The following is an 18,284-nucleotide window of genomic DNA, read 5'->3' as shown; positions in this document are numbered from 1 at the left end:
AGGATTCCCGGGGGCTTACTGCTTCACCGCCTCGACCTGGACGATGACCTTGATGTCCTTCGAGAAGCCGTACTGGATGCCGTAGTCGACACCGAAGGCCGTGCGGTCGAAGGTGGTCTCGAAGTCGCCGCCGCAGACCTCGCGCTTGAGCATCGGGTTGTCGTAGCAGTTGAAGTTGGTCGCGGTCAGCGTCACCGGGGCGGTCTTGCCCTTGAGCGTCAACTGGCCGGACACCGAGGCCACCTTGTCGCCCGAGAAGGTGAACTTGTCGCCGACGAACTTGGCCGTCGGGTTGTTGGCCACGTCGAAGAAGTCCTTGCTCTTCAGGTGGTTGTCGAACTGGGTCGAGCCGGTGCTGATGCCGTTCATGTCGAAGGTGATCTCGACCTTGCCCGACTTGCCGGCCTTGTCGAACTGCACGGTGCCTTCCTTCTTGTCGAAGCGGCCGCGGTTGGTCGAGGTGCCGAAGTGCTTGATCTCGAAGGTGGCGTAGGTGTGCGTCGGGTCGATCGCGTAGGTCGCGCTCTGGGCTTGCGCCAGGCCGGCGGCGGCGATCAGGGAGGCGAGCAGCAGGGCTTTCTTCATCATCGTGGGGTCCTGTCGAACAGTTGGGATGGAAAGGAACCGGGCGAGGACCCGGACCGGTTGGAGGAACTCGGAGGAATTCGAAGGAATGGCGGCGGGCCGCTTACAGCGGCGCCATGCCGGTGAGGGCCAGCTTGAACTTCACCTGGACGTCGTTGGCGACCATGGAGGTGTCCTTCCATTCGCCCTCGCCGATGTTGAAGTCCAGCCGCTTGATCGCGAACGCGCCGGTGGCGGTCGTGGTGCCGCCGGCCTGCGCCAGCGCCACCGGCACGACCACATCCTTCACCTGGCCCTTGATCGTGAGCTTGCCGGTGGCCTCGAACTTGCCGCCGCCCAGCGCCTTGATGGCGGTGCTCTGGAAGGTGGCGGTCGGGATCTTCTTGACGTTGAACCACTCGGGCTTGACCAGCTCCGCGTCGGTGGCGGCGTCGCCCAGCGTGGCGCTGCCCAGCTCGATCGACAGCGACACCTTGCCGGCGGCCGGGTTCTTCGGATCGAAGGCCACCTGCGCGTCGAATTTCTTGAAGTGGCCGTCCACCGGCACGCCCATCTGGCGGAAGGTGAAGGCGATGTCGCTCTGCGCCGGCACCAGCTTGGCGGTGGCGGGCGCGGCCGCGGTGGCGGCGGGCGTGGCCGGCTTGGTCTGCGCCATCGCCGGCGCGGCCAGGATGAAGGCGGCGCTCAGCACCGACAGCGCGGTGATCGAGAGATGGGTGGCCATACGTGCGGTCATGGAATCCTCTGCGGGGTCGGAAGTCTTGGGGTCAGGCGTTGTCCAGGGCGATTGCCGCGCCGATGCCGCTCAGGCGCGGCCCGGGAGCATGCGCCGCAGCAGGCCGTCCTTGTCGAGCACGACGTGCTTGACCACGGCGCCAAGGTGGGCAAGGACGAGCAGGCCGAGGCCGTAGGCAAAAAACTGGTGGAGCTGCTTGAGCGATTCCGCCAGCGCCTTGTCCTTGGGCACGAAGTCGGGCAGCGGCAGCACGCCGAACCACACGATCGGGAAGCCAGCCGCCGAGCTGTAGGCCCAGCCGCTCAGCGGCACCGCGAAGAAGGCCGCGTACAGCAGCCAGTGCACCGCGTGCGCGCCCAGCTTCTGCCACGCCGGCATCGGCAGGTCCGCCGGCGGGCGGTGCCCCAGGCGCCACAGCAGCCGCAGCGCCGACAGCGCCAGGATGGTCACGCCGGCCCACTTGTGCCAGTTGAAGAGCTTGAGCCGGGTCAGCGAGAACGGCAGGTCGGCCATGTACCAACCCACCGAGAAGGTCCCGATGATCGCGATCGCCAGCACCCAGTGGAACAGCATCGCCACGCCGTCGTAGCGGCTCTTGACCGCAGGCATCGGCGCCGGCGCGGCGACCGGCGCCACGGGCAGGGCGGCCGCCTCGGCCGGCTGCGTCGGGGCGTTGTCGGGGTCCTGGGGCTGGTCGTCGATCGTGGTCATGGAAAGCTCGCGTCCTGGGAAAGTTCCTGGGGCAGATCCCCGGGCCGTCGAGGGCCGGAGCGTCCGGAATGGAACGAAGTGTCTGCGTGCGCCGTACGTCGTCGGTTCACCGGAACTGAGGCCACTGTTCAGTCGATTTGAATGAGAACCCCATCGTCGCTTCACAGACCCGTCATCGGCGGGGTCGAGACTGGCGCCGCTCCGCCCTTGGAGTGACGTCGAGGATTCGTCATGGACCTGATCGCGAAGGTCGAGGCCGTGTTTCACCGTCGCGGCCACCTGCAGTACGGCGACGAGCGCCGCGAGCCGGTCACTGCGCTGGAGCACGCGCTCCAATGCGCGCAACTGGCCGAATGGGCGCACGCGGAGCATAGCCTTGTAGCCGCGGCGCTGCTGCATGACGTCGGCCAACTGATGGACGGTGGTTCAACCGCCCCTCTGCGGGATGACCAGCATGAATTGACCGCGCTGCCGCTGCTGCGCGCGGGCGGTCTGGGACCCGACGTGCTGGAGCCGATCCGGCTGCATGTCGACGCCAAGCGCTACCTGGTGAGCACCGATCCGGCCTACGGGCCCGGCCTGTCCGAGGCCTCGCGCCACAGCCTGGCGCTGCAGGGCGGTCCGATGAACGCGGAGGAGCGCCTGCGCTTCATGACCCAGCGGCATGCGAGCGCCGCGCTGCAGCTGCGCCGCTGGGACGACCTGGCCAAGCGGCCGGGCATGCGGACGCCGCCGCTGGGCTACTACCTCGCGCTGCTGGAGGAACTGCTGCGCGACAGCCATGCGCCGGAGCGACTGCGGATCGCCTGAGCGGCATGAGCGCCTTGCCCGAACGCCGCGGACCTGCGGGAGGCCGAGGCCCTCGGCGCTCTCCCTCTTGAGGGGGATACCGGGCGGTGGCCTCCCTTCGCATACTGGGCACCGATCGCGCGCTGCCTGGACCTCAGCGTTGTGATCAAGGGGAGGAGTGCTATGCCGACCTACCAAAGCCCGATGGGGCGGCGGTGGTCGGCATAGTTTTATCCGCGCTGCGCTTTTTAGCCTTTCTCGCGATTTGCGCGGCGACCCGGCCGCGATGCGGTGCCGCCCCCAGGCATGGCACTTGGGTGTGAGGGTTCGGCAAGATATATTGCCGGCCCAGTACAAGCCTTACACAACCCATGCATCTCCACTCGCGGCAGCGGCCAGGCGCTGCCCCCTCCGGTCATGGCGGGTGAGCGCAGCGCCGAGCAGGCGAGCGTCGAGCTCGAACTGCTGCGCCTGATCGGCAAGCAGGGCCGCCGCGTCCCGTATCCGGTGAGCATCGCCGCGCTGATGATGGCGATGATGGCGGCGCAGGTGATGTCGCCGTGGCTGGCCTACGGTTGGCTGGGCGTGGTCTTCGTGGTGCTGGCGGCGCGCTGGGTCGTGCTGGGCCGGCTGCCCGAGATGCATGAGCGCCCCCTCGAGCAGCGCCTGGACTGGGCGATCTGGCTGAGCCTGGCCAACGGCCTGGTCTTCAGCGTGTCGCTGGTCGCCGCGCCGCACCTGAGCGATTTCCAACGGATGGTGCAGACCATCGTGCTGCTGGGCCTGTGCGCCGGCGCGGTCGCGACGACCGCCGGCCATCGCGTCGTGTTCCAGGTCTTCCTGTGGCCGGTGACGCTGGCCAATGCGCTCGCGTGGGGCCTCTTCCACCAGCCCGGCGAGCAGCACCGCTGGCTCGACTGGGTGCTGTCGGCGCTGATCGTCTTTTTCGGCGTCATCCTGACCGGCCTGGCGCGCGACACCTACCGCGTGTTCGCCGAGTCGGTGCTGATCCGGCTGCAGCAGAACAAGAGCAACCAGCAATTGCGCCAGGCGCTGTCGCAGGCGGAGTCCGCGATGGCGGCCAAGACGCGTTTCCTCGCCTCGGCCAGCCACGACCTGCGCCAGCCGATGCACACGCTGTCGCTGTTCGGCGCGGCGCTGGACAAGCGGCCGATGGACGACGAAGGCCGCGTCATCGTGACGCAGATGAACCTGGCGCTGCAGTCGCTGTCTTCGCAGATGGACGCGCTGCTGGACATCTCCAAGCTGGATGCCAACGTCGTGCCGGTGAACAACCAGGTCTTCGCCTTGCAGCCCTGGCTGGGCCGGCTGCAGCGGGAGTTCCAGCCGGCCGCGCTGCGCAAGCAGCTGCTGCTGCGCCTGGACTGCCCGCCCGAGGCCTGCGTCGAGAGCGACCCGGTGCTGCTGGAGCGCGTGGTGCGCAACCTGATCGACAACGCCATCAAGTACACGATGCGCGGCGAGGTGGCCATCGAGGTCAACCGCGGCCAGGACGAGGAAGTCTGGCGCCTGTCGGTGCGCGACACCGGCATGGGCATTCCCGAGCACGAGCAGCAGCGCATCTTCGAGGAGTTCTACCAGGTCGGGAATCCGGAGCGCGACCGCGCCAAGGGCCTGGGCCTGGGGCTGTCCATCGTCACCCGACTGGTCGACCTGCTGGACCTGCACCTGGGGCTGCGATCGGCGCCGGGGCATGGCTCCAGCTTCATGCTGAACGTGACGGCCGCCGACATTGCGCTGGTGCGGCCCGGCGCGGCGCCCAGACAGGGCCCGGCGCTGCCGCCGATGCGGGTACTGGTGATCGACGACGAGGAGCCGGTGCGCGTGGCCATGCATGCGCTGCTGAGCGCGCACGGCTGCCAGGTGCTGCTGGCGGGCAGCACGCGGGAAGGCCTGCTCAAGAGCATGGGCCAGCAGCCGGACCTGCTGCTGACCGACTTCCGGCTGCGCGGCGGCGAGGACGGCATCAGCGCCGTGCGCTCGCTGCGCAGCGCCTTCCCCGGCCTGCCGGCGCTGATCGTCAGCGGCGACACCGCGCCGGAGCGGCTGCGCGAGGCCCACGAGGCCGGCTTGACGCTGCTGCACAAGCCGGTCACCGAAGAGCTGCTGATCAACGCGATGCAGGCCGCGCTGGCCGAGTACCGCAGGGAGGGTGTCGATGTCTCGTCCGTTCGAGGAGGCGCCGCCAGCCCCGTCTGACGGTGCCGCCGCCGGCCGGGAACGGCCGCTGGGCACGCGCTGGCTGTCGCGCCCGCTGGAGGACTGGATGGTCGAGCGGCTGGGCGCGCCCGCGCCCGCGCCCGGCCCGGCCGCCGTGGACGTGCTCATCGTCGGCAGCGGCTATGGGGGCGCGGCCGCCGCGCAGGCGCTCGCGGGTCGCCGCGACGCGGACGGCCGGCGCCTCGAGGTCGTGGTGCTGGAGCGCGGCCGGGAGTACCTGCCCGGCGCCTTCCCCAGCCGCTTCGCCGACCTGCCCGGGCATGTGCGGCTCGCGCGGGCCGGCGCCTCCGCGCCGATGGGCCGTCGCGAGGGGCTCTTCGATGTGCGGCTGGGACCGGATGTCTGCGTCGCGCTGGCCAATGGCCTGGGCGGCGGCTCGCTGATCAACGCGGGCGTGATGGAGCGGCCCGATCCGGCGGTGTTCCGCGAGCCCGGCTGGCCGCAGGCCTTCCTCGACGAGGACATGACGCCGTGGTTCGAGCGCGCCGAGCGGCTGCTGGGCGTGCGCGACGCCCAGGGAGACAACACGATCGAGCGGCTGCGCGTCCAGCGGCCCGAGGCCGCGCGCCGCCGGCTGGACGCGCTGCGGGCGCTGGACCCGGCGCGCACGCGGGCGGCGCGCTTGCAGGTCGCCATGGACGCGGCGCCGCGCGGCGCGGCGGACTGGGCGCACCGGCCCTGCCTCGCCTGCGGCGATTGCGCGACCGGCTGCAACCACGAGGCCAAGCTGTCGCTGGACACCGGGCTGCTGCTGCGGGCCTGGCGGCAGGGCGCGGAGCTGGTCTGCGGCGCCAGCGTCGAAGGGCTCGAGGCGGTACCCGGCGCCGGCTGGCGCGTGGCCGTGCAGCACACCGACGAGCTGCTGCGCGATCGGCAGGGCGCGCCCTTCGAGGTGATCGCGCGCCGGGTCGTGCTGGCGGCCGGGTCGCTGGGCTCGACCGAGATCCTGATGAGCGCGCGCGACCGTGGCCTGCCGCTGTCGCGGATGCTGGGCCAGGCGTTTTCCGCCAACGGCGACGCGATCGCGGTCGGCCACGACTGGCCGCGCGCGGTCCACGCCGTCGCCGACGAGGACCAGCCGCCCGCATCGCGGCAGGTGGGCCCGACCATCACCGGCGTGCTGGACGCGGGGCCGGACCATGTCGTCGAGGACCTCGCGATCCCGGGCGCGCTCCGGCCGATCTTCGAGGAAGGCTTCGCGCTGGCCGCGACGCTGGATGCGCTGGCGCGGCCGAACGCGGGCCCGCATGAGGAACGCGCCGACTTCGACGACCCCTTCGCCGTGCGGCCGTCCACGACGGCGCGGCAGCTGCCGCTCGCGATCGTCGGCCGTGACAGCGGCACCGGACGGCTGGTGCGGCCCGAGGGCTTCGCGGAACCGGGCGGGCTGCAGGTCGACTGGCCGAGCCTGCGCGACGAACCCGCGGTCGTCCGCCGCCACGAGGCCCTGCAGCGCCGCCTCGCCGCGCAGGGCGCGCGCCTGCTGCGCAATCCGCTGTGGCAGCTGCTGCCGCCGGAGATGGCCTTCCTCGCGAACGATGCGCGCGGCCCCATGGTCAGCGTCCATCCGCTGGGCGGCTGCGCGATGGGCGACCGCGGCACCGATGGTGTCGTCAACGCGATCGGCCAGGTCTTCGCCGGCGATGGCGAGGCGGTGCATGACGGGCTCGTCGTGCTCGACGGCGCGATCGTGCCGGGCTCGCTGGCGATCAATCCGGCGCTGACGATCAGCGCGCTCGCGCAGCGCGCGCTCGACCACCTGGTGGCGGCCTGGGGGCTGGGCGGGCCGTCGCCGGTCGCCCAGCGGCGCGAGCGCGAGCGGCCGGTGTTCCGGGACCTGTCCCATGAGCGCGCCCCTGCGACGCCCTCCGCGCCTGATGGAACCGCCCACGATCGAGCCGCTCGCGGTCCCGCCACCACCGACCGACTCGCCGGCGAGCGATCCACTGCCGATCGCGCGTCCGATCGCACCGCCGACCGCGTCGCCGCCGATGGCGCCGCGCCGCGCGACACCGTCATCGAGGTGCGCGAGCGCCTCGGCGGTTTCGTCCGCTGGCCCGGCGCGCCCGGCTCGCCGGTGAAGTACCTGGAGCTGTGCGTCGTCTATCGGCCGGCCATGCTGGCCGCGCTGCTGCGGCCGGGGCCGGAGCGCCGGCTGGTGGTCGCGCCGGGCAGCCGGCTGCGCGTCTTCGAGGCGAGCGAGAAGCGCTCGGGCGGCTTCGAGATCGTCGGCCCGAAGGCCGGCGACGGCCGGCTCTGGCCGCACGAGGAGCACGGCGACGATCACGCGCTGTTCAGCGTGCCGCTGGCCGACGGCGAGTTGACGCTGTTCCAGCGCGAGGCCTCGGGCCCGCTGCGCCGACATGCACGCGGGCTCTGGGCCTGGGCGATCAACCGCGGCATCCGCGACAGCTGGCAGGGCCTGGTCGACTGGGCCGGACGACGCGCCGCGCCGAAGGCTCCGGGCGCGGCCCGGGCGGGGCTGCGCGCGCGGGCGGTCAACGCCTGGCATCTCGCCGGTCATGCGGGCGAGGCGCGCCTGATGCGCTATCGGGTGCGCGTCGATCCCGCGGCCGAGCTGCCGGCCTGGGCGGCCGCGCTGCGCGGCCAGGACCTGCACGGCTGCAAGCGCATCAGCTACACCCGGCGCGGCAATCCGTGGACGCAGCTGAGCCGCATGGTCCTGACGCCGGTTGCGGGCCTGGCGCCGCCGCCGGGCGCGCGCGCGATCACGCTGACGGTCGACCTGCATCACCTCGCCCGCGAGCGCCTGCCGCTGCTGCGCGTGCGTCAGGCTCGGGACGTCCCGTCTGCGGTGCGCGATGTCGGCGCGCTGATGGCCTACATCGCGCGGATGACCATCGGGCTGCATGCCTGGACCTTCCGCAAACCCGACGAAGCGCCGCCGCGGCGCGTCTCGCGTCTGCCGGGGGCGGTGCCGGGGCTGCCGGAGCCGGTGGTGATCGAGATGGCCGCGGGCCGCTGGGGCGACGCGGGCGCGCAACGCCAGGACCTGGACCGCCCGCCGCGCGCCGACGACGACCGCCCGGTGCTCATCCGCCTGACGCGCTACGCCCGCCCGGGTGGCGTGCCGATGCTGATGATCCATGGCTACAGCGCCAGCGGCACGACCTTCGCCCACCACTCGGTGAGGCCCGGGCCGGCCAAGCTGCTGTGGGACGCGGGGCACGACGTGTGGGTGCTGGACATGCGCACCAGCGCCGGCCTGCCCACGGCGACGCTGCCCTGGACCTTCGAGGAGTCCGCGTTCAACGACATCCCGCTGGCCGTGGACCGCGTGCTGCGCGAGACCGGGCATCGGCGCCTGAACGTCTTCGCGCACTGCATGGGCTCGGTGATGCTGCACATGGCGCTGCTGGAGCCGCGCGAGCAGCCCTGGGAGCGCCACCATCCGCTGCGCGCGCTGCTGAAGGACCGGATCGCGAAGCTGGTGATCTCGCAGGTGACGCCGCTGATGGTGATGTCGCCGACCAACAGCCTGCGCGGCGTGCTGATGCAGTACCTGCGGCCCTACCTGCCGATGGGCGGCTACACCTTCCGGCCCGAGGGCCCGCCGACGCTGGTCGACCAGCTGCTCGACCGCCTGCTGGCCAGCCTGCCGTATCCGGACCGGGAGTTCGACCTCGAGAACCCGCCGCCGTGGCCGCCCTGGCGCATGCGCCGCACGCCGTGGACGGCGACGCGGCACCGCATGGACCTGCTCTACGGGCGCGACTTCGCGGCCGCGAATGTCGACCAGCCGGTGCTGGACTTCATCGACGACCACTTCGGGCCGCTGAACATGGACACCGTCGCGCAGGCGATCCACTTCGCGCGCTGCCACGAGATCACCGACTGGCAGGGCGCGAGCCTCTACCTCGACAGCCTGGCCAAGAGCCTGGCGCTGCTGCAGGCCTTCCCGGTGCTGTCGCTGCACGGCGAGGACAACGGGCTGTGCAGCGCCGACAGCGCCGAGCTGCTCAAGGACCATTACGACCAGGCCGCGCCGGGCCGCTACCGCTATCGCGTGATCGCCGGCCATGGCCATCAGGACTGCCTGATCGGGCGCCATGTGGCGACGCTGGTGTTCCCGCATGTGCTGGCCTTCCTCGCCGAGGAGTCCCCGCCATGAGCGGCGCGAGACACCGCACCGCCCGGACCGCCATCAGCGGCCTGCTGATCGGCGCCGAGGCACCCGGCCATCGCGTCGAGCGCGCGGCGCCGGTGAACGGCCGGGTGCCCCTGCTGACCGCGTTGCGGCCGGAGCGCGGCTGGCCGCACTGGCTGCTCTGGGTGCCGATGCGCTGGCGCGGCGGCTGGGACTATGAGCGCCTGCCGCTGCCCTGGCGGCTGGAGGCCTTCGTGCCGCCGGGCATCGGGCGGCCCGGCGAGCCGTGGCGCGGTGTGGTCGATGTCGAGCACTTTCCGGCCTCGCCAAGCCAAGGCCCGACCGGCGGTGCGCCGGTGCTCGACCTTGATTCCGACATCGACAACGACATCGACATCGACATCGACCTGAGCGGCCTGCTCCTCCTGGCGCTGTACCTGGAGCCGCGCGCACTGGCGATGGAGGGCGCGCATCGCGGCGTCATGCACGAACTGGGCAAGGACGAGCTGCAGGCGCAGGTCGAGGGCGCGCTGGAACAGCTCCTGGCCCTGCCGCCGCACCGCTGGGCCCATGGGTTCGTGCCGTCGCCGGACGCGCCGGATGCGCCGGACGCGAGCGCCTCCGGCGACGTCGACCTCTGCTTCGTGCTCGCGGCCTGCCAGTACCCGCCGGGGCTGCTCGATGTGAGCCCGGGCTGGGAGCTCGACGCCGACGAGGCGGGGCCGGCGCTCGCGTCGCTGGCGCGGCTGCATCGCTTCACGCGGTCGACGGCGCGGGGGCAGGCCTGCTCGCTGGTGCTGTTCGCCGGCGACCAGATCTACGCGGATGCGAGCGGCGGGCTGGCGGACTCGCGCAGCGGCGTCGAGCGCTACGGGCGCGCTTATGGGGAGTTCAAGGCGGGGCCGATACGGTTGCTTCCGCCCACCGTCGAGCGCCTGGTGCACGCGCCCGACGATCACGAGATCGTCGACAACTGGGAGCCGACGCGGGGCGCGAGCCATGGGGGCAAGGGGCCGTGGTTCGATGTCGCGCGGCAGGCGGCCTGGGATCACCGCTGGGAAGCCGGCGCCCGTGTCGGCGGACCGGGCCTGATGTGGCACGAATTCGACTGGCGCGGCGCCGCCTTCTTCATCGCCGACGCCCGCGGCGAACGCGAGGCGCGTCGGGTCGCCAACTGGTCGACCGCGCGCCTGTGGTCGATCGCGCAGCGCGATGCCTTCGAGGACTGGCTCGGCCGCACGCGGGGGCGGCCGCGTTTCCTGCTGTCGGGCTCGCTGCCGCTGCCGCGTCGCCGCGCGACGGCCGAGCATCCGGCGAGCTGCCTGCGCTCCGACGCCTGGGACGGTTATCCGCACAGCCTGCATGAATTGCTCGGCGCGATCTGGCGGCAGCGCGCGACCGGCCTGGTGTTCCTCTCCGGCGACGAGCACCGCTCCGGCTGGCTGAGCGCGCGGATCGAGGCGGTGGACGGCGAGGACCGCGCGCCGGTGCAGCTCCATTCGGTCCACAGCTCCGCGCTCTACGCGCCCTGGCCGTTCGCGGTCACCGCGGCGGAGGAGCTGGCCGCGCCGGACGCGTTCGAGTTCGTCGAGCCCGGCGGGCGGCGCCTGCGCTGCGTGGTCGGCGCCTGGCACGACCATCCCGGCGACGGCTTCGCGGTGCTGCGCGCGAGCCAGGGCGGCGTCGATCTCTGGTTCGATCGGGCCGGACCCGCGCGGGCGGCGCCCGACGGGCGGCTGTCATGGCCTGCGTGCGACACTGCCGGATGACCGAAATCGAGCTGCGCTTCCAGATCCCCGCATCGCAATCGACCGCCGTCCGCCGCTGGGTCGCCGGCAGCGCCCAGTCGCCGGCCACGGAAGAACGGCTGCAGGCCATCTACTTCGACACGCCGGCCCGCGACCTGGCACGGGCCGGCTTCGCCTTGCGCCTGCGACGCGAAGGCGAGGCCTGGGTGCAGACGCTCAAGGGCGCCGCGCCGGACGGCATGACCCGCCTCGAACACAACGTCGCGCTGGGCGACGCGACGCCGGCGCTGGATGTCGCGCGACATGCCGACCATCCCGCCGGACAGGCGCTGCAGGCGCTGGTCGACACGCTCCCAGCCGGCGCGCTGCAGGCGCTGTTCCGCACCGACATCACCCGCCTCAGCCGGACGCTGCGCACGCGGCATGGCGTGGTCGAACTCGCGCTCGACCAGGGCGCGCTGCTCGCCGGCGAGGGCGACGCGCTCCGGCGCACGCCGGTGGCCGAGCTGGAGATCGAGCTCAAGAGCGGCCAGCCGCGCGCGGTGCTGGAGGTCGCGCGGGTGTGGGCGATCGAGCGCTTCGGGCTGTCGCTGGAACTGCGCACCAAGGCGCTGCGCGGCGACCTGCTCGCGCGCCAGGCCGAGGTCGCGCCGGTGGCCGCGTCCAGGCCCCTGCGCTGGACCGAGGGCCAGTCCCGCGAGGCGGCGTTGGGCACCTTGCTGCGCGCCTGCCTCGAGCCGGTGGTCGGCAATGCCTCGCAGATCGCGAGCGGTCGCCATCTGCCGGAACACCTGCATCAAATGCGCGTCGGCCTGCGCCGGCTACGGGTCGGCCTGCGGCTGCTCGCCCGCGAGGACGAGCCGGCGATGCTGGCGCTCGCCGAAGGCGCCGGGCAGCTGTCGCGCCGGCTCACCGCGGCGCGCGACGCCGACGCGCAGGCCGAGGCGCCATGGCGCCAGGAACTGCTGGCCGCCTGGCGCGCCGAGCGCCCGTCCGCGGCGACGACGACGCCCGAGGCGCCACCGGCCGACGTGGCCGGCCTGCTGCTGACGCGCGAGGTCCAGGGCTGGATGCTCGCGGTCATCGGCTGGCTGGCGCGACCGGTTCTGGATCCGGCGAGCGGCGAGGCGCCGGGCCTGGACGGCGTCCACGAGCGCATCGCCCAATGGCGCGCGGCCGTGGACAAGCAGATCCGGCGCTTCGACCGCCTCGATGCCGAGGGCCGGCATCACCTGCGTCGCCGCTTGCGTCGCCTGCGGCTGGCGCTGGAACTGAGCGCCGCCGTGCCCGGTGGCGCGGCGGGGCGGCGGCTGTCGAAGAAGGAATTCGAGGCGCGCGGCAAGCTGCTCGCGCGCGTCCATGAGGCCGCTCAGCGGCTGGGCGCGCTGAACGACCTCGAGGTCGGCCTCGCGCAGGCCCGCGAGCAGCTGGCGATGGCGATGGCCAGCGGCGACGTGCCCGCCGCGGCGCAAGCGGGGTTCTCGCTGGGCTGGCTGCGGCCCCGCCAGCGGCAGGCGATGGAGAAGGCGCGCAAGGCGGTGCGGGCCGTCAAGCCCGCGACGCCGGCCAAGCCCTCCAAGGGGAAGAACTAGAGGGAGAGGCTCCCGGGCGCACCGGGCGGACCCAGCGCGCCGGACCGAGCCGTCCGAGCGGACGCGTCGTCAGGCGCTTCCACCCAGGTGCCGCGCGGCGCCCAGCATCTCGTGGACGTCGTGCGTCATCACCGCGAGGAAGGCCGCCAGGCCGATGTAGTAGGCGGCGTACTCCCACTTCACGCGCGACGGGACCGCGTAGTAGGTGAGCGCCTCGTCGCTGTCGCTGCGGTACTTCCAGGCCTTGACCAGCTGCGGGCCCGCCATCAGCGCGATCAGCAGCAGCATCGGGCTGGGCCGGTACAGGAACAGCCCGACCAGCACCGGCACGCCGGCGAACCAGATCCGCGGCGACAGCACCGCGGTGATCCGGCCGCCGTCGAAGGGCGACAGCGGGATCAGGTTGAACAGGTTCAGGAAGAAGCCGGCATACGAGACCGCCAGCAGCCAGTCCAGGTTCCAGCTCCGCGCCAGCAGGTAGCAGACGGTGGCGCCGACAGTGCCCAGCAGCGGCCCGCCCAGGCCGATGTAGGCCTCGGTCTGCGCGTCGTGGGGCATGTGCTTGAGCTCGACCCAGGCGCCGACGAAGGGAATGAAGGTCGGCAGCCCGACGTCCAGGCCCTTCTGGCGCGCGGCGATGAAGTGGCCCATCTCGTGCACGAACATCAGCGCGACGAAACCCACCGCGTAGCGCCAGCCGTAGACCCAGGCGTAGAGCAGCACCGACAGCAGCATCGTGCCGCCGCTGAGCAGCAGCTTGCTCAGCTTGGCGCCCGACAGCAGCAGCAACAGCAGCTTGGTCATCGCCTCAGGACTCCGCAGCTTCGGACTTCTTGCGGCCGAACAGCTTCAGGATCGCGCCGCCGAAGGCCACGCCCGCCAGCAGGATGACCTTGGCGAACTTCAGGAAGAAGGCGCCGATCACCGCCAGCAGGCCCAGCTTCTTCGCGCCGACGCCCAGCACCAGCGCGGCCAGGCCGTATTCGGCCACGTGGTCGGTGCTGGCGTTGAAGTCGGCGTAGCGCTTGCCGTCGTTGAACTCCAGCGCGCCCAGCAGCTGCTGCGCATCGCCCTGGTACTTGGGCAGGTCGTTCAGGCCGGTGACCAGGTTGAGCGACATGTAGCCCTCGCGGCCCAGCGCATAGGTGTTGTAGTTGACGCCCAGCGGCTCGTCGGCCGGCGCGCCCACCTCGCGCGACTTCATCGCCCACACCAGCCGGTGGGTGTCGGCCGCGTAGGTCGGCTGCTGCGCCCAGCCGGTGATCTCCAGCGCGCGGCCGCCCATCTTCTTGCGCTCCTCGTTGCTGGCCTCGGTGCCTTCCTTGAAGCTCTTGAGCATGTCGGCGGCGTCCCAGTGCTTGGCGTCGTCGTCCTTGATGTAGCCCGACTTCTCGAAGCGCAGCGTCGCGAACCACTCGCCGTCGCCGCGCGGGAACACCACGCCCTCCAGGTCGCTGTAGTCGCCCGGGTTGCCCATCGCGTGCATCAGCTTGGCCGCATGCGGCTGCGGCACGTAGACCTTGCCCTCGGGCAGGTGCAGCACGGCCTGGGTGGACAGCTTGATGTCCTGTGGGCCCTTGACGATGTCGTTCTGCGCGGCGGCGATGACCTTGGCGAATTCGTTCTCGCCGGCCTGCGCCCAGACCGGCGCGGTGACCAGGGACAGCGCGCCCAGCAGGGCGGCGGCGAAGGCCCGCAGGGCGCGGGCGGGGGTGGTGGCAAGCATGGGGACTCCCTCGAAACGGACGGATGCACGGCCTCTGGCGGGCCGAGGGGTGCGAGTCTATCGATGTGGGCCATCGAAAAAGACGCACCTCCCCCTTCCGGGGGCGTCGCCTTGCGCCCAGGGTGACAAAAGACACACGGCCCGCCGGGGTGTCCCCCGGGCGGGCCGTGTCGGTGGTCGGGCGGACCGGGTGGTCCGCCGCTCAGGCTCGGCGGGTCACGCCGCGTTCTGCCACTGCTGCTTCAGCTGCTCCCACTTCAGGCGGGCGGCCTTGACGTGGCGTTCCTTGACGTGGCCGTAGCCGCGGATGTCCTCCGGGATGCGGGCCAGGTCGACGGCCACCGGCAGGCGCTCGGCGCTCAGGCCCTTGGCCAGGATGGCCTCGATCGTCGCGCGGTAGTCGGCGATCAGCTGGCGCTCCATCTTGCGTTCCTCGGTGTGGCCGAACGGATCGAAGGCGGTGCCGCGCAGGCCCTTCATCTTCGCCAGCACGCCCATGGCCGGACGCACCCAGCCGCCGAAGGGGCGCTTCTGCAGCTCGCCCTTGTCGTTCTTCGTGGCGAGCATCGGCGGGGCCAGGTGGTGCACGACCTTGAAGTCGCCTTCGAACTGACCCTTGATCTTGTCGAGGAACTTCGTGTCCGTGTGCAGGCGGGCGACCTCGTACTCGTCCTTGTAGGCCATCAGCTTGAAGAGATAGCGCGCGACGGCCTGGGTCAGCCGTGTGCCGCCCACCGGTTGCTCCGCCTGACGGACCTTCTCGACAAAGGTCCGGTACTGCTCGGCGTAGGCGGCGTTCTGGTAGTCGGTCAGGAACTCGACGCGCTTGGCGATCAGCTCGTCCACGCCCTGGCGCTTGACGAAGTTGATCACCTGCTGCGCCGCGAACAGCGACTGCACCGCGGCCAGGTCATGGGCGCAGCGACGGCCCCATTCGAAGGCGGCCTTGTTGTTGTCGACCTGCACGCCGTTGAGCTCGATGGCGCGCATCAGCGCGGCATGGCTCAGCGGCACGCGGCCCTTCTGCCAGGCGAAGCCCAGCATCAGCGGGTTGGTGTACAGCGAGTCGCCCAGCAGCTTCACCGCGACCTCTTCCGCGTCGAACATGCCCAGGTGCGGCGCGCCGACGGCCTTCTGCACCGCGGCCTCGCAGGCGGCGCCGGGGAAGGACCAGTTGGCGTCGTTGACCAGCGTGGCGGTGGGCGAGCCGTGCGTGTTCAGCGCGACGAAGCTGCGGCCCTCGCGCATCACGGCCAGCGTCGTCTTGTTGGCGGCGACGATGGAATCGCAGGCGATGACCAGGTCCGCCTCGGCGGTGCCGACCTTGGTGCAGTAGATCGCGTCCGGCGAGTTGGCGATCTGGATGTGGCTCCAGGTCGCGCCGCCCTTCTGCGCCAGGCCGGCGGCGTCCTGCGTGACGACGCCCTTGCCCTCCAGGTGGGCGGCCATGCCCAGCAGCTGGCCGATCGTGATCACGCCGGTGCCGCCGACGCCGGCCACGACGATGCCCCAGGCCTCGACCGGGTTGGGCACCAGCGGCTGCGGGATCGTCGGCAGCGAGGCGTCGAAGGGGCTGACGCGCTTGTCCTTCTTCGGCTTCTTGAGTTCGCCGCCCTCGATGGTGACGAAGCTCGGGCAGAAGCCCTTCACGCAGCTGAAGTCCTTGTTGCAGGTGTTCTGGTTGATCTGGCGCTTGCGGCCGAACTCGGTCTCGAGCGGCTCGACCGACAGGCAGTTCGACTGCACCGAGCAGTCGCCGCAGCCCTCGCAGACCAACTCGTTGATGACGGTGCGCTTGGCCGGGTCGACCAGCTTGCCGCGCTTGCGGCGGCGGCGCTTCTCGGTGGCGCAGGTCTGGTCGTAGATGATGACCGTGGTGCCGGGGATCTCGCGGAACTGGCGCTGGATGGCGTCGAGCTCGTCGCGGTGATGCACGGTCACGCCGGCCGCGAGCGGCTTGCCGTCGTACTTCTCCGGCTCGTCGGTGACGATGACCAGCTTGGCGACGCCTTCGCTGATCAGGCTGTTCATGATCTGCGTGACGCTGTGGCCCTCGGGGCGCTCGCCGACCTGCTGGCCGCCGGTCATCGCGACGGCGTCGTTGTAGAGCACCTTGTAGGTGATGTTCACGCCGGCGGCGATGGACTGGCGGATCGCCAGGATGCCGCTGTGGAAGTAGGTCCCGTCGCCGAGGTTGCTGAAGATGTGCTTCTCGTCGGTGAACGGCGCCTGGCCCACCCAGGGCACGCCTTCGCCGCCCATCTGGGTGAAGGTCGCGGTGTTGCGGCCTGGCATCCAGGTGACCATGTAGTGGCAGCCGATGCCGCCGACGGCGCGCGAGCCGTCCGGCACGCGAGTGCTGGTGTTGTGCGGGCAGCCGGAGCAGAACCAGGGCGTGCGGTCGGCGCCGCCGGCGGTCTTCTCCTCGCTCTTGAGCGACTGCTCCTTGGCGTCGATCAGCGCGACGCGCGAGTCCAGGCGCGCGGCCGTGTCGGCGTCCACGCCCAGCTTCTTCAGGCGCTTGGCGATGGCGCGGGCGATGATGGCCGGCGTCAGGTCCGCCTGCGGGCGCAGCAGCCAGTTGCTGCTGGGGTTGGGCTGGCTCCATTCGCCGCCGCTGCGGTCGCCGTCGGACTCGTCGAACTTGCCCAGCACGTTCGGGCGGACGTCGGGGCGCCAGTTGTACAGCTCTTCCTTGAGCTGGTACTCGATCATCTGGCGCTTCTCCTCGATGACGAGGATTTCCTGCAGCCCGGTGGCGAAGTCGCGGGTGATGGTGGCTTCCAGCGGCCACACGACGTTGACCTTGTGCAGCCGGATGCCCAGGCGGCGGCAGCTGTCGTCGTCCAGGCCCAGGTCGTGCAGCGCCTGGCGGGTGTCGTTCCAGGCCTTGCCGGAGGCGATCAGGCCGATGCGGTCGTTGGGCGTGCTGATGACGTTGTGGTTGAGCTTGTTCGCGCGGACGTAGGCGAGGGCGGCGTACCACTTGAAGTCCATCATCCGGGCCTCCTGGTCCAGCGGCGGATCGGGCCAGCGGATGTGCAGGCCGCCCGGGGGCATCTGGAAGTCGGTGGGCAGCACGATGTCGACGCGGTCGGGATCGATGGAGACGCTGCTGGAGGACTCGACGATCTCCTGGATCGTCTTGAGCCCGGACCACAGGCCCGAGAAGCGGCTCATCGCGAAGGCGTGCAGGCCCATGTCGAGGATGTCCTGGACGCTCGACGGGAAGAAGACCGGGAAGCCGACCGCCTTGAAGACGTGGTCGCTCTGGTGGGCGGCGGTGGAGCTCTTGGCGATGTGGTCGTCGCCGGCGATCGCGATCACGCCGCCATGCTTGCTGGTGCCGGCCATGTTGGCGTGCTTGAAGACGTCGATGCAGCGGTCGACGCCGGGGCCCTTGCCGTACCACATGCCGAAGACGCCATCGAATTTGGCCTTCTCGGGGAACAGCGCCATCTGCTGGGTGCCCCAGACGGCGGTGGCGCCGAGTTCCTCGTTGACGCCGGGCTGGAAGACGATGTTCTGCTTGGCCAGGTGCTTCTTGGCGGCCATCAGGGCCTGGTCGTAGCCGCCCAGCGGGGAGCCGCGGTAGCCGGAGATGAAGCCGGCGGTGTTCAGGCCGGCGATGGCGTCGCGGGTGCGTTGCAGCATCGGCAGGCGGACCAGCGCCTGGACGCCGCTCATGAAGGCGCGGCCCTCGTCGAGTGCGTATTTGTCATCCAGCGTGACCTTCTCCAGGGCGCGCAGGATGTGTTCGGGCAAGGGGGCGTTCATGCGGGGAGTCTCCTGATGGGTGGCTGACCTCCGGTCCCCGCTTGTGGCGGGGCCGTGTGCCGTGGCTGCCGACGCGTCGCCAGTATGGGCGCGCGCGGAAAACGCAGCGAACAGTGTAGGAAACAATGCCCGGCGAGTGTTTGCTAGTTCTCCGCCGTCGCGGGCTGTTTGAGCAAGAATCTTTCCCGAACCGGTTCAAGGAGTTCGTATGGCATCGAAAAATGGCGCATCAGGGAAAACCATGAGGGTGCCGGCAGGGTCGCCGGGCGGC

11 protein-coding genes are annotated in these 18,284 nt (G+C 71.2%); 5 read left to right on the top strand and 6 right to left on the bottom strand.

Features of this window, described 5'->3' with window-relative positions; all coding sequences use genetic code 11:
* Positions 1-15: 15 nt before the first annotated feature.
* The 3 genes from FHT38_RS20825 to FHT38_RS20815 all read right to left on the bottom strand — a co-directional run bounded on the left by FHT38_RS20825 (position 16) and on the right by FHT38_RS20815 (position 1,930).
* A complete protein-coding gene (locus FHT38_RS20825; protein WP_091731674.1) occupies positions 16-585 on the bottom strand; it encodes a YceI family protein in 570 nt (189 codons plus the stop codon).
* Positions 586-688: 103 nt separating this feature from the next.
* Complete coding sequence (locus FHT38_RS20820; RefSeq protein ID WP_255488955.1) at positions 689-1,240, bottom strand: YceI family protein; 552 nt, start codon at positions 1,238-1,240, stop codon at positions 689-691.
* Between the two features lie 150 nt (positions 1,241-1,390).
* Complete coding sequence (locus tag FHT38_RS20815) at positions 1,391-1,930, bottom strand: cytochrome b (RefSeq protein ID WP_183493621.1); 540 nt, start codon at positions 1,928-1,930, stop codon at positions 1,391-1,393.
* A gap of 333 nt (positions 1,931-2,263) precedes the next feature.
* Here FHT38_RS20815 and FHT38_RS20810 point away from each other — a divergent pair, with 333 nt between their 5' ends.
* From FHT38_RS20810 to FHT38_RS20790, 5 genes are all read left to right on the top strand, one after another.
* Positions 2,264-2,842 carry an HD domain-containing protein gene (locus tag FHT38_RS20810; RefSeq protein WP_091728313.1) on the top strand — a complete coding sequence of 193 codons (579 nt, stop codon included), beginning with the start codon at positions 2,264-2,266 and terminating at the stop codon, positions 2,840-2,842.
* A gap of 396 nt (positions 2,843-3,238) precedes the next feature.
* Entirely contained in the window at positions 3,239-5,041 is a 1,803-nt protein-coding gene (locus FHT38_RS20805; protein WP_175538365.1) for a hybrid sensor histidine kinase/response regulator, read from the top strand.
* A complete protein-coding gene (locus FHT38_RS20800) occupies positions 5,001-9,194 on the top strand; it encodes an alpha/beta fold hydrolase (RefSeq protein WP_183493080.1) in 4,194 nt (1,397 codons plus the stop codon). Before FHT38_RS20805 ends, FHT38_RS20800 begins: the two co-directional genes overlap by 41 nt.
* The gene (locus FHT38_RS20795; RefSeq protein WP_183493079.1) at positions 9,191-10,939 is read left to right on the top strand and encodes an alkaline phosphatase D family protein; all 1,749 of its coding nucleotides are present in this window, start codon (positions 9,191-9,193) and stop codon (positions 10,937-10,939) included. The genes FHT38_RS20800 and FHT38_RS20795 overlap by 4 nt, the downstream gene beginning before the upstream one ends.
* Positions 10,936-12,510 (top strand): inorganic triphosphatase, encoded by a 1,575-nt coding sequence (locus FHT38_RS20790; protein WP_183493078.1) that lies wholly within the window; start codon positions 10,936-10,938, stop codon positions 12,508-12,510. Before FHT38_RS20795 ends, FHT38_RS20790 begins: the two co-directional genes overlap by 4 nt.
* 69 nt (positions 12,511-12,579) lie before the next feature.
* On the opposite strand, the gene FHT38_RS20785 is transcribed toward FHT38_RS20790, so the two are convergent.
* The 3 genes from FHT38_RS20785 to FHT38_RS20775 all read right to left on the bottom strand — a co-directional run bounded on the left by FHT38_RS20785 (position 12,580) and on the right by FHT38_RS20775 (position 18,013).
* Positions 12,580-13,314, bottom strand: coding sequence for a site-2 protease family protein (locus tag FHT38_RS20785; RefSeq protein ID WP_091728295.1), 735 nt, complete (start codon positions 13,312-13,314; stop codon positions 12,580-12,582).
* Between the two features lie 4 nt (positions 13,315-13,318).
* Positions 13,319-14,236 carry a DUF2167 domain-containing protein gene (locus tag FHT38_RS20780; RefSeq protein WP_147240725.1) on the bottom strand — a complete coding sequence of 306 codons (918 nt, stop codon included), beginning with the start codon at positions 14,234-14,236 and terminating at the stop codon, positions 13,319-13,321.
* Positions 14,237-14,452: 216 nt separating this feature from the next.
* Entirely contained in the window at positions 14,453-18,013 is a 3,561-nt protein-coding gene (locus tag FHT38_RS20775; RefSeq protein WP_183493077.1) for an indolepyruvate ferredoxin oxidoreductase family protein, read from the bottom strand.
* Between the last annotated feature and the right edge of the window lie 271 nt (positions 18,014-18,284).

The sequence above is a fragment of the Mitsuaria sp. BK041 genome (assembly GCF_014193085.1).
Lineage (GTDB): Bacteria > Pseudomonadota > Gammaproteobacteria > Burkholderiales > Burkholderiaceae_C > Roseateles.
The sequence above is the reverse complement of the archived record's forward strand: the minus strand, read 5'-3'. Positions and strand labels throughout refer to the sequence as shown.